The organism is Glutamicibacter mishrai (assembly GCF_012221945.1).
Classification (GTDB): domain Bacteria; phylum Actinomycetota; class Actinomycetes; order Actinomycetales; family Micrococcaceae; genus Glutamicibacter; species Glutamicibacter mishrai.
In genome coordinates this window covers 2962863-2979158 of record NZ_CP032549.1, presented here as the reverse complement: position 1 = coordinate 2979158, position 16296 = coordinate 2962863, and the positions used below count along the sequence as shown (strand labels likewise).

The window sequence follows — 16296 nt, the reverse complement described above, 5'->3', positions numbered from 1 at the left end:
TTCTAGGCCTGCGGACGCAGCAACGGGACCAGGTCGTCGAGCACCGCGGTGTCCTCAATGGTCGATGGAACGGTGTATTCCTTTCCATCGGCGATCTGGCGCATTGTCTTGCGCAGGATCTTTCCCGAACGGGTTTTGGGCAGGGCCGCGACCACAGTGACTTCGCGGAAGTCCGCCACCGCGCCAATATGCTTGCGCACCAAGGCGACAATCTCCTTGGCCAGAGATTCCTCGTCGATGTCCACGCCGGATTTGAGGACCACGTAACCGCTGGCGCGTTGCCCCTTGAGCGCATCGGCCAGGCCGATGACCGCGCATTCGGCGACCGACGGATGGCTGGCCAGCACCTGCTCCATCGCGCCGGTGGACAGCCGGTGACCGGACACGTTAATGACATCATCGGTGCGCCCCATCACGAACAGGTACCCGTCCTCGTCCAGGTACCCCGAGTCGCCAGTCAGGTAGCAGCCCTCGATCTGCGTGAGATAGGTATCGATGAACCGCTGGTCGTTGCCCCACAGGGTGGTCAAGGCCCCCGGCGGCAGCGGCAGTTGCACGACGATATTGCCTTCCTGGCCCGCCGGCACCTTCTCGCCCAGGGCGTCGCGGATTTGAACGGCAAATCCCGGCACAGGCGTGGTCGGCGACCCGGCCTTGGCCGGCAGCTCCTCCAGTCCCAGCGGATTCGAGGCAATCGGCCACCCGGTCTCGGTCTGCCACCAGTTGTCGACCACCGGGATCTGCAACAGATCGGAGGCGAAGTGGAAGGTGTCCGGATCCAGGCGCTCGCCGGCCACGAACAGCGCCCGCAGGCTGCCCAGATCATGGCTGGCGATCATCGATCCCTGCGGATCCGCCTTGCGCACGGCGCGCAATGCCGTCGGCGCGGTGAACATCGTCGTCACCTTGTGGTCCTCGATGATCCGGCCGAAAACACCGGCATCCGGCGTGCCCACCGGCTTGCCCTCATAAAGCACCGTGGTGGCGCCGGCGATCAGGGGCGCGTAGACGATGTAGGAGTGCCCGACAACCCAACCCACGTCAGAGGCGGTGAACATGGTGTCCCCCGGGTGCACGTCGTAGATCGCGTTCATGGAGTATTGCAGGGCCGTGCCATAGCCTCCGGTATCGCGCACTACGCCCTTGGGCGCCCCGGTCGTGCCCGAGGTGTACAACACGTACAGCGGATGCGTTGATGGCACGGAGACCGCGTCGGCCGCAGTTGCCTGCCGGGCTTGTTCCTCCCAGTCCAGCCAGTTGATCTCCTGGCCGTTGATCGGCTGATTCCGGTATTCGCTGACCTCATGCTCGAACCCATCGCGGTGGGCCACGATCACGTCTTTGACTGCCGGTTCGGCCAAGGACAGGGCTTCAGCCACCGCTGGCAGGTATTCGATGCGTCGGCTTGGCTCAATTCCGCCCGATGCGGTCACCACAGCCACCGGTGCGCAGTCGGTAATCCGGGCCGCCAGCTCCTTGGGTGCGAAGCCGCCGAAGACCACCGAATGCACAGCACCAAGCCGAGCGCAGGCAAGCATCGCGATCATGGCTTGCGGGATCATCGGCAGGTAGATCAGCACGCGGTCCCCCGTCGTGACACCGCGTCCAGCCAGCACGCCGGCGAAGGTCTCGACTTCGCTGAGCAACTGGGCATAGGTGTACGATTCGACGCTGCCGAGCATGGCGGAATCGTAGATCAGCGCGGTACTCTCCCCGCGGCCTGCGGCGACGTGGCGATCGAGCGCGTTGACCGAAAGGTTGAGCTTCCCGTCGGGGAACCATGAATACAGCGGCTTGCGCGAGTCGTCGATGGCCGTCTGCGGAGCAACGTCCCATTGGAGATCCTGGGCCGCTTGCAGCCAGAAAGCAGCGGGGTCATTGGTGGCTTGGGCAAAGGCCCGACGGTATTCCTGTGCCATTGTTCTTTCCTCCTGACACCGGGCGTCATTACCCGGCATCTGCGTGGTGACTGAGGTCGTCCTCTGCTTCAACTTTATGAGGGCAATCACATCACCGCAAGGTCTGTGTATACATAAATTGAAAATTTCTGCGGCTTTTTTATCCGAACTCCCATTTTTGTTAGTTCTGTGTATACAATTGCAGCATGAGAGCAAGCGACAAGGTTTACGAGAGCCTCCGCGCCGACATTGTCGAATGGCGCTTGGCTCCGGGTACCGTACTTGCCGAAGTTGAGCAGTCAGAACGCCTGGGAGTATCGCGGACGCCCGTTCGCGAAGCGCTGGGGCGACTGGTTGCTGACGGACTGGCAGTACAGCAACGCGGACGCGGCACGGTCGTCTCGGAGGTCAGCGAAGACCACGTGGAAGACCTGTTCGTCCTGCGCGTGGCGCTGGAATGCGCCAGCGCTCGGCAAGCGGCCGGTTCAGAGCAACGCGCAAGCTTCGCAGAACTGGCGCAGCGTTTCGAGGATGCCGCCCACGAGGTCGAGATCCCGGGAACCCGCGAGGCGTATTACCAGCTAGTGCAGCTGCTCGACGATTCCATCGACGAAGCAGCGAACAACAAATACCTGTCCAACGCACTGAGGACCCTGCGGGTCCACCTGCAAAGGGTAAGACGCATGGCCAAGGACAACCCCGAACGGCTCAAGGCCTCCGCCGGCGAACACGCCGCCATAGCGCGGGCGATTGCCAGCGGGAATCCCGAGGTTGCCTCGGCAGCCACCACAGTTCATCTGCACCAATCCTTCACCCACATCATGGCCCATGCGGTCGGATCAGAAAGGCAATGATTATGATCAAGCACCCTGTACGCGTATACCGCTCCGAGGAAAACCTGGCCCGCGAAGACCAGCTGGCACATAAGATCGCCGCCGTCGCCGCCGACCCGGTAGAGGTCACCGCCGAAGTGACCGACATGATTATCAACCGCATCATCGACAACGCTTCGGTGGCCATCGCGTCGCTGAACCGCGGACCCATCATCGCCGCCCGGGCACAGGCACTGACCCACGCGCCATCCACCGGCGGATCCGGCGCCTCGGTCTTCGGCATCACCGAAAAAGTCTCCCCCGAATGGGCCGCCTGGGCCAACGGCGTGGCAGTGCGCGAACTGGACTACCACGACACCTTCCTGGCCGCCGAATACTCCCACCCGGGCGATAACATCCCGCCGATCCTGGCCGTCGCCCAGCACACCGGAGCTTCCGGCAAGGATTTGATCCGCGGCATCGCCACCGGCTACGAAATCCAGGTGGACCTGGTCAAGGCCATCTGCCTGCACAAACACAAGATCGACCACGTAGCCCACCTAGGCCCATCGGCCTCGGCCGGCATCGGCACCCTGCTGGGCCTGGACATCGAGACCATCTTCCAGGCTGTTGGCCAGGGGCTGCACACCACCACCGCCACCCGCCAGTCGCGCAAGGGCGAAATCTCCACCTGGAAGGCCCATGCCCCGGCCTTCGCCGGCAAGATGGCCGTCGAAGCAGCCGACCGCGCCATGCGCGGCCAGACCTCCCCAGTGCCGATCTACGAAGGCGAAGACGGCGTGATCGCATGGATGCTCGACGGCAAGGACGCCGCCTACGAGGTTCCGCTGCCAGAGGCCGGCGAAGCCAAGCGCGCCATCCTGGACACCTACACCAAGGAACACTCGGCCGAATACCAGGCCCAGGCCTGGATCGACCTGGCTCGCAAGCTGCACGGCGAGCACCCGGAAGCCGCCGATCCGAAGAACGTGGCCTCGGTGCTGATCAAGACCAGCCACCACACCCACTACGTCATCGGCTCCGGCGCCAACGATCCGCAGAAGTACGATCCAACCGCTAGCCGCGAAACCCTGGACCACTCGATTCCATACATCTTCACCGTTGCATTGCAGGACGGCGCATGGCATCACGTGGATTCCTACTCGCCAGAGCGTGCCGGCCGTGCCGACACCGTTGAGCTGTGGCACAAGGTCACCACCGAGGAAGACCCGGAGTGGACCCGCCGCTACCACTCGCTGGACATCGCGGAGAAGGCCTTCGGCGGCTCGGTGGAAATCACCTTGACCGACGGCACCGTGATCACCGATCAGATCGCCGTGGCCGACGCGCACCCGCTGGGCGCACGTCCCTTCGCCCGCGAACAGTACATCAACAAGTTCCGCACCCTGGCCACCGGCCTGGTGGACGACGCTGAAATCAACCGCTTCATCGCGGCCGCCGAAAACCTGGAAAACCTCGCCGCCGGCGAATTGGACCAGCTGAACATCGTTGCCGCGGCCGGCGTTATCGATCCTGCGGCCGCACCGAAGGGCCTGTTCTAACATGTTGTACTCAACCAAGACTCCAGCAGCGAAGCGCCAAGCGCTGCGCGAAATGCTCACCCCGGGTGCCGCCCGCCAGTTCCCCGGAGCTTTCAACCCGCTCTCGGCCAAGCTGATCAGCGAGAAGCAGTTCGACGGCATCTACATCTCCGGCGCAGTGCTCGCCAACGACCTGGGCCTGCCCGACATCGGGCTGACCTCGCTGACCGAGGTGGCCACGCGTGCCGGGCAGATCGCCCGCATGTCCGACCTGCCGGCGATCGTGGATGCCGACACCGGCTTCGGCGAACCGATGAACGTTGCCCGCACCATCCAGGACCTGGAATACGCGGGGCTGGCTGGCTGCCATATCGAGGACCAGTTCAACCCGAAGCGCTGCGGCCACCTGGATGGCAAGAATGTGGTGGATACCGACACCATGCTCAAGCGCATCGCTGCCGCCGCTGACGCGCGAATCGATGAGAACTTCCTGATCATGGCCCGCACCGACATCCGCGCGGTGGAAGGCCTGGACGCTGCGATCGACCGGGCCAAGGCCATGGTGGATGCCGGCGCCGATGCGATCTTCCCCGAAGCGATGAAGAACGTCGCCGAGTTCGAGGCCGTCTGCAACGCGGTGGACGTGCCGGTACTGGCGAATATGACCGAGTTCGGCAAGTCCGAATTGTTCAACCGCCAGGAACTGGCCGACGCCGGTGTCGCGTTGATCATCTACCCGGTCACCTTGCTGCGCAGCGCCATGGGCGCGGCCGAACGTGTGCTGGACGCGATCAGCGAAGATGGCACCCAGCAGCGCGAGGTGGATAACATGTTAACCAGGTCACGTCTCTACGAGCTCGTGGACTACGAAGCCTACAACCGCTTTGATACCGGAATTTTCAATTTCCAGGTCCCTACCTTGGACATTGATTCCAATAGCGCGAACCTCTAGGTTCTCGCGAGATTAGTACCCCCATGCGCCGGTCGGCCCGCCCGGCCGGCGCACCCCCAATGCATTAGTTCTCCGGCAATGAAGAGGAGCAAGAATGACTACCACCGAGGAAATCAAAAAAGGCCTGGCAGGCGTCGTCGTTGACTACACCGCCGTCTCCAAGGTCAACCCGGAAACCAACTCGCTGCTGTACCGCGGCTACCCGGTCCAGGATCTAGCGGCCAGCAAGTCGTTCGAAGAAGTCGCGCTGCTGCTGTGGACGGGCGAGCTGCCGACCCAAAGCGAACTCACCGAGTTCACCGCCTTTGAACGAGCCAACCGGGCCTTGGATCCCCGAGTCAAGGCCGCGATCGACTTGCTCCCCACCGACTGCCACCCGATGGACGTTGGACGCACCGCGGTCTCGGTGATCGGCGCAAACCACCCTGAAGCCGAGAATTCCTCCCCCGAAGCCGAACTGCTCAAGGCAAAGGAGCTCTTTGCAGCATTCCCGGCTGTCGTCGCTTACGATCAGCGCCGTCGCCGCGGACTGGACGTCGTCGCTCCCCGCGAAGACTTAGACTATTCCTCCAACTTCCTGTGGATGACGTTCGGCGAAGAAGCTGCCCCAGAAGTGGTTGATGCATTCCGCGTCTCGATGGTGCTCTACGCCGAGCACTCGTTCAATGCCTCGACCTTCACCGCCCGCGTGATCACCTCAACCCTGTCGGATCTGCACTCGGCGGTCACCGGCGCCATCGGAGCTTTGAAGGGCCCATTGCATGGCGGTGCCAATGAAGCGGTGATGCACACCTTCACCGAGATCGGCATCAACAAGGACGAAACCCGCGAAGACGCGGCAAAGCGCGCCAAGGCATGGATGGAAGAAGCGCTGGCTGCCAAGAAGAAAGTCATGGGCTTCGGACACCGCGTGTACAAGCACGGCGACTCCCGCGTGCCAACCATGAAAGCCGCTTTGGATCGGATGATCGAGCATTATGGCCGCCATGAGATGCTGGGGCTGTATGACGGGCTGGAAGCTGCCATGGACGAAGCGAAATCCATCAAGCCAAACCTGGATTACCCGGCTGGGCCGACCTATCACCTGATGGGCTTCGACACCGAAATGTTCACGCCGATCTTCATCGCGGCTCGCATTACCGGCTGGACGAGCCACATCTTCGAACAGCGCGCAGCAAATGCGCTGATCCGCCCGCTCTCTGCCTACAACGGCTCAGAGCAACGCGCACTGTAATACGCGTTCAGCAATCAACGATGGCCACGCGGCCGGCAGCTACCTGTCGGTCCCGTGGCCATCGTCATTTTCCGGCCGTTGGCACCGGCATGACTCGGAGACCAAAGTTGCGGTTTCGAAACCAGCAACCTATCGTTTAACGATAGAAACATTTCGAAGAACGATAAGGTCTTGCGCTATGGGAAAATTCAGCGTTGTCGGCCTCAAGGTAGTTTTGGCCCTAATTCTGGCTGGCACACTTTTCGTGCAGCTATTCATGATCCCGATGATCTTGATTCACGAAGCACCCGAGAACGGGACCGATAAGTTTTATCAGGCATCGTTCCTCGGCTACCTCTTCGTGGCCGGACTCATTATTGAAACCTGCGTCTACTGCGTTTGGAAGCTAGCGACCAGGGTTAAGCGAGGAACCGTTTTCGACCCCGCATCGCTGGGTTTTGTCACGCCTATCATCATCGCCTTTGCCATCGGCTCGGTGGCCACACTGGCATTGGGCGTCATCTTCGCGGCCAGCACCGAAATCGCACCGGGAGCAGTTCTCCTCGTCGGCGGCGCTGGATTGCTGATGATCGGCATCAGCATTATCGTGCTTGTCTTGCGGCAGCTGCTGGAACAAGCGGCGATGACCCAGGCGCAAGCTGCCGAACTTCGCGACGAATTGGGTGGCGTGATCTAGTGGGAATCCGTGTTGAGATCGATGTCATGCTGGCCAAGCGAAAAATGGGGGTAGGCGAGCTATCCGAAAAGATCGGCATTACTCCGGCGAATCTTGCAGTGCTGAAAAACGGCCGGGCTAAAGCTGTCAGATTCAGCACACTAGAAGCATTGTGCCGTGAATTGGAATGCCAGCCAGGCGATTTGTTGATGTTCGAAGAGGACAGCGCAAACAAATAACCAGAGCTAATCCCACGCTTCAATATCGATTGATCGTACCGACGCATTATCGGTAGCTAAAACGATAGTCGCCGTGAACCGCTGGCCTGCGGCCAGTTGGCGCAGCCACATGCTGGAGTCTTGCCACATCTGATCGACTGGCAACAGGTCCACAGGCGACCATAGCGGCTCGAGTTCGTCGCTAATATGCACCTCGCCCGAGGCTGAACGCGCAATAAATGCCGCGCAGTCCATGTCGGCGTCAGGCAGGGCGCTGAACCTGAAATTGATTTGAGCAGTGTGCGTCAGTTCTGCGGCTGTAACGCGCAGTCCGGTCTCTTCGAAGAATTCTCGAATAGCCGCGTCCGCCGCTGACTCCCCCGGTTCGACTTTGCCGCCAGGCAAGACAATTTTCCCGCACCCAAATCCTCGAAGCTTTCGCCCCAGGAGAATGTGCGGGCGGCCATCCCGCTCAGCGAGCAACGCTACCAGCGCCACCGGACGGGCAGTCGTCGACTGGTTGTCCCCACCCATGGCTACTCGACCCTTGGATGGGCCAGTTGATATGCCTCGCGCAGCGAATCAACCGTCACTTTGGTATAGATCTGAGTCGTGGTTACCGATGCATGCCCGAGGAGTTCTTGAACTACGCGGACGTCCGCGCCACCTTCCAGCAGATGAGTGGCGAAAGAGTGGCGCAGTGTATGTGGCGATACTTCCACATTGATCCCGGAGCGCTCCGCCGCCTTGCTGATAAGTAGCCAAACTGACTGACGGGAAAGCCGGCCACCGCGCTGGTTCAGAAACAGTGCGGGTGTCCCCTTGCCTTTCAAAGCCAGTCCAGGGCGCGAACGCACCAAATAGTCGCTGACGGCCCTCTGGGCATACCCGCCAACGGGAACGATGCGCTCTTTGGAACCTTTTCCGAAAAGCCGGACTACTGCGTCGTCGGCAAAATGGAGGTCGTCCACGTCAAGATCAACGACCTCCGAAATTCGTGCTCCAGTGGCGTACAGGAATTCAAGGATGGCCCTATCGCGCAGTCCCGCGGGGGTCTCGGTATTGATCGAATCAAGCAGCCGGCTTACCTGCGCAATGGAGATCGCTTTGGGCAAGGATTGCCCAATGGCGGGTGGCTGAATCTCGCGCGCCGGGTTCGGCGCACAAATACCTTCGAGCTCCCAATACTTGTGAAGTTGCCGAATCGCCACAGCATGACGAGCCACAGACCGCGCTCCCAGCGGCTTGTGGTCCTCGTCCCCGCGAGAGAGATCATGCAGATAACCGCTGATAGTCACCTCAGTAATCTGCTGTGGATCTGTTAGCCGATATGCCTGCAGGGCATTGACGTAACGGGAGAGATCGCGTCGGTATGATGCCAAGGTATTTTCGGCCAGGCCACGCTCGATCGCCAAGTGCTGCAAGTAGCGCTTGACCTCCCGCTCAAAAGCTTCGGTCATCCTTCGCGCAAGTAAGGGTGAACGTCGAACGGCTCGTTCGCGTCGCGCAGATTGGTGTATTTGCTTGATCGCGCGGCTTGAGCCGCCAGGATGGCGATCATGGCCGTTGGATTGTGGATTTTTCCGGCCAAAACCGCGGCAACTGCTTCCTCAAGGGGAACCCAGGTGCTGATCATTTCGGCTTCTTCTTCGGTGCGCTCGTGCCGCTGATCCTCGGGAACGAGCTGAGGTTCACGAGCCAGGTAGACTCGCACGGCTTCTGCTGAAGAACCCGGGGTCAGGAAGACATCAGTCAAAATAGCCCAATGGTCAGCTGTTCGGTCCGCTTCTTCCCACAGTTCTCGCTTCGCTGCATCCAAAGGTGCCTCGCCGTCGACATCCAATAGCCCTGCTGGGATCTCCCATAAACGCATGCCAACGGGATGACGGTACTGATTGACCATCAGAACGCGCTCTTCATCGTCCATCACCAGGACGCTGACTGCACCAGGGTGGCTGATGTAGTCGCGCTCGATTGTTCCACCGGTATCCGAAAGCTTCACCGAGTCGTGGATGACGTTCCAGATACGCCCTTCATACACAGTTTCCCGGCTCAGCAGTTCACGGGGAGAGAATTCGTCAGAAATCGGAGGCATCGGCACCGGATTCATCCTTTGGTAGGTAAGAGCTGTCCTTCATTTTCAAGCTTAAACAGCTGCGCGCCGGTCAAGAGTGACCGGCGCGCTAGCGCTTGCAGAGAATTCACTCTGCTCGGGTATGACTAGCTACGCTTCTCCAAAGCTGCAGCAACCAGACCAGCGAACATTGGGTGTGGTCGGGTTGGGCGGCTGGAGAGTTCAGGGTGTGCCTGAGTGGAAACGTAGTAAGGGTGCACGTCCTTTGGCAGTTCCACGAATTCTACGAGGCTGCCATCTGGCGAAGTGCCGGAGAAGACCAAGCCCGCTTCTTCAAGCTGCGCACGGTACGAGTTGTTGACTTCGTAACGGTGACGGTGGCGTTCTGCAACATCGGTCTTGCCGTAGGTTTCGGCCAGGACCGAGCCTTCAGCCAATTTGGCTTCGTAGAGGCCGAGGCGCATGGTGCCACCCAAGTCACCCTTGCCATCGACGATCTCCAGCTGCTCCTCCATGGTCGCAATGACCGGGGTGGTGGTTTCTGGATCGAATTCAGTCGATGAGGCGCCTTCGAGGCCCGCCACGTTTCGTGCGTATTCAATGACCATGGACTGCAGCCCCAGGCACAGGCCCAGGGTAGGCAGCTTGTTTTCGCGAGCAAAACGCAGAGCGCCCAGCTTGCCTTCTAGGCCACGAATACCGAAACCGCCGGGAACGCAAATCGCTTCAGCACCAGCAAGGGCCTTGGCAGCCCCAGCTTCGGTTGCGCAGTCGTCAGCTGGAACCCAGCGGATGTTGACCTTAGCGTTGTTGGCGAAACCGCCAGCACGAAGTGCTTCGGTAACCGACAGGTATGCGTCTGGAAGATCGATGTACTTGCCAACCAGGGCAACGGTCAGTTCGGTGCTTGGGTTGTGCACGACATCGAGCAGTCGATCCCACGAGGTCCAATCAACATCGCGGAACTTCAGTTCGAGAGTCTGAACGATGTAAGCGTCCAGGCCCTGCGCGTGGATGACCTTAGGAATGTCATAGATGCTTGGTGCATCTGCGCAGTTGATGACGGCTTCGGTGTCCACGTCGCAGGTGCGGCCGAGCTTGGCGCGCATTTCAGCTGGAATCGGACGGTCCGAACGGATCACCAGGGAGTCCGGCTGGATACCGATGGAACGCAACGCAGCGACAGAGTGCTGGGTTGGCTTGGTCTTCAATTCATGGCTAGGGCCAATGAAAGGCACCAGGGAAACGTGAACGAAGAAAGCGTTCTTGCGGCCGATGTCCTGGCGGACCTGGCGAGCTGCTTCCAAGAACGGCTGGGATTCGATGTCGCCAACGGTTCCACCGATTTCGGTGATAATCACGTCTGGAGCCGGCTTGCCAGGGGCAGGATCGGTGGCTGCCAAACGCATACGGCGCTTGATTTCATCAGTAATGTGAGGGATCACCTGAACGGTATCGCCCAGGTACTCGCCGCGACGTTCACGTTCAAGAACGGTTGAGTAAACCTGACCGGTGGTCACGTTGGCGGTACCTGGAAGGTTCTCATCCAGGAAACGCTCGTAGTGTCCGATATCCAGATCGGTTTCGGCGCCATCGTCGGTAACGAAGACTTCACCGTGCTGGAATGGGTTCATGGTACCTGGATCGACGTTCAGGTACGGGTCGAGCTTCTGCATGGTCACGGAGAGACCACGAGCTCGAAGTAGATGTCCAAGGCTGGATGCCGTCAAACCCTTACCCAGGGAAGAGGCCACACCGCCGGTGACGAAGATATGCTTTGTCGTTTCAGACGACCGAGAATCACGAGTTGAATTACGCTGCACCACGGGATTTCATCCTATCACCATTCCAATATTTCGCATCCTTCTAAAACTCTAGTGCACCTTCACCCGAAGCCCTAGCGTCGGCGTAATTCAGCCATTCATCAAGACTTTTAGACTGAAAATCACTTTGCCGTGGTGAGCGATGACACTAGAAGCTGGGCTTCGGAAAGCAGTTCCTCGGCATGCGCCTGAGCTGTGTCCGATTCCTCTTGGCCCGCCAGCATCCGCGCCAATTCCTTGACGCGGGCGTCTTGATCAAGGCTGATCACGTCACTGGCGGTGTACCCGGCGCCTGATTTTGATTTCGCCTCCGAATTCTTGATCACCCTGATATGGCGATCCGCATACGCTGCGACCTGAGGCAGGTGCGTCACCACGATGACCTGCACGTGCCGGGCTAACATCGCCAGGCGTTCGCCAATGGCCACGGCAGCCTTGCCGCCGACACCTTGGTCGACTTCGTCAAAGACAAAGGTCGGCACCGGGTCAACCGCAGCCAGGACGACTTCAATGGCCAGCATGACACGTGATAGCTCGCCACCGCTGGCGCCCTTCCCCAAAGGCCGAGGGGACGCCCCTGCATGAGGAGAGAGCAACATTGAGATGGCGTCTTGGCCGAAGGCCCCTGGCTCATCCAATTCGTTAACCTCGATGACGAGTTTGGCGTCAGGCATCGCCAAGGCTTTCAATTCGGCCGAGACCTGCGAGGAGAGTTTCTTCGCGGCCTTGCGACGTGACTCGGATAGCTCCGAAGCCAGGGATGCAACACGGTGCTCTAGCTCAACGACTTCATTCTCAAGTTCTTCGATCCGCGAATCATCGCCGCCGAGCTGTTCCAGCCTGGAACGGGCCTCGGCAGACCAAGCGATCACCTCATCGATGCTCGGGGCGTATTTGCGCATGAGCTTGTTGAGGTCAGCGCGGCGCGCTTCGATTTGCGCGAGTCGCTCCGGGCCTTCTTCGTCCAGATCGGCTGCATAGGCGGCCAGATCGCTGGAAAGTTCTGAAGCGAGGATCCCCAATTCAGCGGCGCGTTCGGCAAAAGAAGACAGCACGGGGTCATCACCGCTGGCTTGCGCGAGCAATCCCCTGGCAGTTTCCACCAGGGTGGTGACGCCGGGGTTTTCAAAGTCCTCGGAATCGATCACTGCCTGCGCTTGCTGGCTGGCCGATCGCAGCGACTCGACGTTGCCCAGCTTGATTGACTCCTCACGCAACGTTTCGTCTTCACCGGGTTGCGGGTCAAGAGAATCGATCTCGTCCAGGGCCAGACGCAGATTTTCGGCTTCTCGTACACGATTACGCGATTCGGTTTTCAGGCTTGATAGCTCCTTGACCGCCGAGCGCCACTGCCGGTACGAACGCTGATAGCTGCTCAACAGGCGACTAAGCGACTGGCCGGCGAAGCGATCCAGCGCATCACGTTGAGCGACCGGTTCCTTGAGCCTGATCTGGTCGGATTGGCCGTGGACCGCTACGAGATCATGGCCCAGTTCGGCGAGCAAACCCACGGGGGCGCTGCGCCCGCCGATGGTAGCCCGGGAACGCCCCTGGGCCGAGAGCGATCGTGAAAGCAATAGTTCGCTTTGTTCGCCGGCGGGCTCGATGAAGGCTCCCGCCTGGCTTGCGGCGTCAAGAACGTGATGGTCCGGCGGCAGATGCACCACGGCTTCAGCCAGCGCATGCTTGGCACCATTGCGTACCGCTCCGGCATCCGCACGTCGACCCAGCAGCAAGGACAGTGCGGTGATCACCATGGTCTTACCAGCACCGGTCTCACCGGTGACCACCGTGAGCCCCGGGCCCAGCGGTAAGGTGGCCTCGGTGATGACACCAAGGTTGGAGATCTGGATTTCCTGAATCATTGCCTGCTCCCGAGTCTCGAGTTCAAGTCGTACCGTGCGAATTTAGTATATGTGTTCTAACCCCATTTTCGTAGCTTTGTTCGAGCGTGTGGAAACTTTTTCGAGAAACTCGTTCTCTACGCGTTGTCCTCAGGTCGAGCGACCATCGGAATTCCCGGTTCATCACGGTGATGCGGCTCGACGCTTTGCAAGCCAGGCCCAACGATCGGAAGGGCGGTAGTAGCAGGGCGGCGAGTATCTTCCTTGGCTGGACCGCGCCATCCGGTGATAGGCAATTCGAACTTGTTTACCAGCCGCTCGGAGAATGGAGTGGTGTTAAGGCGTGCAAGGTACACCGGGCGGCTGCTTCGCGTGACTTCCACACGCGCTCCGGGCGGCAATTCAATCGTGCGCCGGCCATCGCACCAGAGCACGGCACCGGCATCGGTTCGGGTAAGGATTTCCACTGCCATCACTGAATCCGGCGAAACGACCAGAGGCTTGGCGAACAAAGCGTGGGCTGAAATGGGCACCATGATCAGCGCGGCCACATCTGGCCATACCACGGGCCCGCCAGCGGAGAAGGAATATGCGGTCGAACCGGTAGGGGTTGCCATCACCACTCCGTCGCAGCCGAAAGTGGAGATCGGGCGACCATCAACTTCGATCACGACCTCGATCATGCGCTCTCGGTTGGCCTTTTCCACCGCTGCTTCGTTCAGCGCCCATGTCTGCGCGAGGCAGACATTGTCGAGCCAGACCTTGACCTCGATGGTCATGCGCTCTTCCACGGTGTAGGCCTGGTTCACCAGTGCATCTACCGTGGCTGCGAGCTCGCTGCGTTCAGCTTCGGCCAGGAAGCCCACATGCCCGAGGTTCACGCCGACCAGTGGCAGCGGGGCTTCGCGGACAAGTTCGGCGGCACGAAGCACCGATCCGTCTCCCCCGAGCACGACGCCCAGATCCACGTCGTCGATCTGGCAGTCTTCGCCCAGGATCTCGATGGCGTCCATGGGCTTGCCGATGGCCTCGGTCATGGCCTCATGGTCCTTGCGCCGCATCACCGTAATGGCGCCGGCGGACTTGAGCAGGGAACAGGTTTCTATGGCCGCGGCAATCGCTTCTTGGCGTCCGGTATGGGTGAAAACTAGGATTCGGCGCAAGGCGGGCGGCCCCTCTCAGGATCGTGAGGTGCAAAATGACCAAGGCGTTCGACCCCAGCTAATGCACGTCACTTCTAAGAATAGTCAACGTTCTGCTCGATCAGCGGAACATCTGCAGGCTGTGCATTCTCGCCGGCCATAAGCCAAAGGAAGAATTCGACATTGCCGTCTTGGCCGGGCAGCGGACTGCGTGCCAGACCTCGCAAGTTCAGCCCCGCTGCCCGTGCGCTGGCAATAACGGCTTCAACCGATGATTGGCGCAGCTGCGGATCGGTGACCACGCCGGTGCGGTTCAGATGTTCGCGACCAACCTCGAACTGGGGCTTGACCATGAGGACCAGCGACCCGCCAGGCTTGGTGGCGCTGGCCAAGGCATCGATCACAAGGCGCAGGGAGATGAAGGACAAGTCGGCTACTACCAGGTCGACAACTCCCCCAATATCCTCGGGCGTAAGGTAGCGGACGTTCAACCCCTCATGGACCGAAACCCGAGGGTCTTCTCGAATTTCAGCGACGAGCTGGCCATGGCCGACATCGGCTGCGACCACATGTTCTGCGCCTCTGCGCAATAGCACGTCGGTAAAGCCGCCGGTGGATGCTCCGGCATCCAGACAGCGCAGCCCGGCGGGATCGATAGTGGTAAATACATCTAGTGCGCCAGCCAGCTTATGCCCTGCGCGGGACACGTATTCTTCGCCTTCGCTGGGCAACACCACCAGCTCATCCGTTGGCGCGACCTTCTTCGAAGCCTTGGTCACCTCGGTCCCGTCGAGCAAGACGCGTCCGGAGGCGAGCAGCTTGGCCGCCTCGGTGCGCGACCGCGCCAGGGCACGGGTGACGAGTTCTTGATCGAGCCGATTCACCGGCCATGCTCCGTACGGTTGAGTTCTTGCTGCAGCCCATCGAGCAGCTGCTCATAGATGCCTGCATGTTCGGTGATATCGTGATCGGCCAGTGATGACAGGGCCTGCTCCACCTGCGCATCGTCCATGCCGCGCGGGCCGGGGGCCGGCTGGGGGTTCTGCGGGTTCATCTCTAGCCCCGAACCCGGCGCAGGGTGTCCAGTCCACGCTCGGTAAACCGGATTTCGGGAACTTCATGACCGCTTTGCCGCGGATGGGCAAGCCACCAGGCATGGCACGCTGCCCGCCATGCGTTTAAATCTGATTCGCTGCCCGATACCTCAATGGAACCGGCATCGACCTTGGCCACCGCGTCGCCGACCTGCACGCCATAGCCCAGCACCTTGATGGTCGGGTATGGCCGGTACAAGTCAGCGAGCGTGTTGATGAGGTAGTTGGGCCGTTGCTCCACTGGAGCACCCAGGGCTGTCCGCGGCGAATCCACGCCGGTCAGCACCAAGGCGGTAGAGAATCCAGCGCGGAAGCCACCGAGGATATCGGTATCCAGCCGGTCGCCGACCACCAGCGGGCGATGCGAATCCAAACGATCAGCGGCCCGTGCAAAGAGGTAGGACTCCGGCTTGCCGGCGACCTTGGGTTCGGCGCCCGTGGCCAGCTTCACCGCGTTGACCAATGAACCGTTGCCCGGGGCAATGCCCTCTGCACGGGGGATGGTCAGATCGGTATTGGTGGCGACCCAGGACGCGCCATTGTTGATGGCGTAGCTGGCCTCGGCAAGGTTTTTCCACGACAGATCGGGGTCAAACCCCTGGATGACCGCTACCGGTTCATCGGCGTGGGACTCGACGACCTCCAGGCCGCGCACTGCGATGCATTCACGCAGGTAGGGGGAACCCACCACCAGGACCTTGGCCCCGGGGTTCAGTTCGCGCGCGAGCATCTCGGCGCCAGCATCTGCTGAACCGAAAACCTGCTCTGCACTGGTCTTGACTCCGAGCTGGCGCAGGTGCGCTGCGACAGACATCGGCGAACGCCCCGCATTGTTGGTAATGAACGCCAAAGTGACGTTCACTTCCGCAAGGGTGTTCAGCGACTCTACGGCGTCGTCGATGGCGTTGGCGCCAGCGTATACGACCCCGTCGAGATCGGAGAGGACAGAATCAAATCCGGAAATCAGCATTCGGTGGTGGTTCCTACTACTTGTTATTTTTGGCTGCTA

Annotated in this window: 16 protein-coding genes; 6 read left to right on the top strand and 10 right to left on the bottom strand. The window is 60.5% G+C overall.

The annotated features are described in order from the left end of the window. Nucleotides 1-2 precede the first annotated feature (2 nt). Nucleotides 3-1919, bottom strand: coding sequence for an AMP-binding protein (locus D3791_RS13990; RefSeq protein WP_172512556.1), 1917 nt, complete (start codon nt 1917-1919; stop codon nt 3-5). A gap of 185 nt (nt 1920-2104) precedes the next feature. On the opposite strand from D3791_RS13990, the gene D3791_RS13985 reads away from it, so the two are divergent. The 6 genes from D3791_RS13985 to D3791_RS13960 all read left to right on the top strand — a co-directional run bounded on the left by D3791_RS13985 (nt 2105) and on the right by D3791_RS13960 (nt 7331). Beyond that, a complete protein-coding gene (locus D3791_RS13985) occupies nt 2105-2752 on the top strand; it encodes a GntR family transcriptional regulator (RefSeq protein ID WP_022876798.1) in 648 nt (215 codons plus the stop codon). 2 nt (nt 2753-2754) lie between these two features. Beyond that, the gene (locus tag D3791_RS13980) at nt 2755-4272 is read left to right on the top strand and encodes an MmgE/PrpD family protein (RefSeq protein ID WP_172512555.1); all 1518 of its coding nucleotides are present in this window, start codon (nt 2755-2757) and stop codon (nt 4270-4272) included. A gap of 1 nt (nt 4273) precedes the next feature. Next, the gene (gene prpB, locus D3791_RS13975) at nt 4274-5203 is read left to right on the top strand and encodes a methylisocitrate lyase (protein WP_022876796.1); all 930 of its coding nucleotides are present in this window, start codon (nt 4274-4276) and stop codon (nt 5201-5203) included. A gap of 94 nt (nt 5204-5297) precedes the next feature. Continuing rightward, nucleotides 5298-6437, top strand: coding sequence for a bifunctional 2-methylcitrate synthase/citrate synthase (locus tag D3791_RS13970; protein WP_172512554.1), 1140 nt, complete (start codon nt 5298-5300; stop codon nt 6435-6437). 178 nt (nt 6438-6615) lie between these two features. Then, nucleotides 6616-7113, top strand: coding sequence for a DUF2975 domain-containing protein (locus tag D3791_RS13965; RefSeq protein WP_022876794.1), 498 nt, complete (start codon nt 6616-6618; stop codon nt 7111-7113). Next, complete coding sequence (locus D3791_RS13960) at nt 7113-7331, top strand: helix-turn-helix domain-containing protein (protein ID WP_022876793.1); 219 nt, start codon at nt 7113-7115, stop codon at nt 7329-7331. The genes D3791_RS13965 and D3791_RS13960 overlap by 1 nt, the downstream gene beginning before the upstream one ends. Nucleotides 7332-7337: 6 nt before the next feature. Here the strand turns inward: D3791_RS13960 and D3791_RS13955 are convergent, their stop codons facing one another. From D3791_RS13955 to D3791_RS13915, 9 genes are all read right to left on the bottom strand, one after another. Further along, the gene (locus tag D3791_RS13955) at nt 7338-7844 is read right to left on the bottom strand and encodes an 8-oxo-dGTP diphosphatase (RefSeq protein WP_172512553.1); all 507 of its coding nucleotides are present in this window, start codon (nt 7842-7844) and stop codon (nt 7338-7340) included. 2 nt (nt 7845-7846) lie between these two features. Next, nucleotides 7847-8770, bottom strand: coding sequence for a site-specific tyrosine recombinase XerD (xerD, locus tag D3791_RS13950; protein WP_172512552.1), 924 nt, complete (start codon nt 8768-8770; stop codon nt 7847-7849). Continuing rightward, entirely contained in the window at nt 8767-9405 is a 639-nt protein-coding gene (locus D3791_RS13945) for an NUDIX domain-containing protein (RefSeq protein WP_246242124.1), read from the bottom strand. The genes xerD and D3791_RS13945 overlap by 4 nt, the downstream gene beginning before the upstream one ends. 125 nt (nt 9406-9530) lie before the next feature. Beyond that, nucleotides 9531-11210: a CTP synthase gene (gene pyrG / locus D3791_RS13940; RefSeq protein WP_028268840.1), complete on the bottom strand. Its 1680-nt coding sequence runs from the start codon at nt 11208-11210 to the stop codon at nt 9531-9533. A 119-nt stretch (nt 11211-11329) separates the two neighbouring features. After that, entirely contained in the window at nt 11330-13072 is a 1743-nt protein-coding gene (gene recN, locus D3791_RS13935; protein WP_172512551.1) for a DNA repair protein RecN, read from the bottom strand. Between the two features lie 116 nt (nt 13073-13188). Then, entirely contained in the window at nt 13189-14214 is a 1026-nt protein-coding gene (locus D3791_RS13930) for an NAD kinase (RefSeq protein WP_061952461.1), read from the bottom strand. 74 nt (nt 14215-14288) lie between these two features. After that, nucleotides 14289-15077 carry a TlyA family RNA methyltransferase gene (locus D3791_RS13925; protein ID WP_172512550.1) on the bottom strand — a complete coding sequence of 263 codons (789 nt, stop codon included), beginning with the start codon at nt 15075-15077 and terminating at the stop codon, nt 14289-14291. Beyond that, nucleotides 15074-15247: a hypothetical protein gene (locus D3791_RS13920; protein ID WP_022876785.1), complete on the bottom strand. Its 174-nt coding sequence runs from the start codon at nt 15245-15247 to the stop codon at nt 15074-15076. Before D3791_RS13920 ends, D3791_RS13925 begins: the two co-directional genes overlap by 4 nt. A 2-nt stretch (nt 15248-15249) precedes the next feature. Continuing rightward, nucleotides 15250-16257 (bottom strand): HAD-IIA family hydrolase, encoded by a 1008-nt coding sequence (locus tag D3791_RS13915; protein ID WP_061952459.1) that lies wholly within the window; start codon nt 16255-16257, stop codon nt 15250-15252. Nucleotides 16258-16296: the final 39 nt, after the last annotated feature.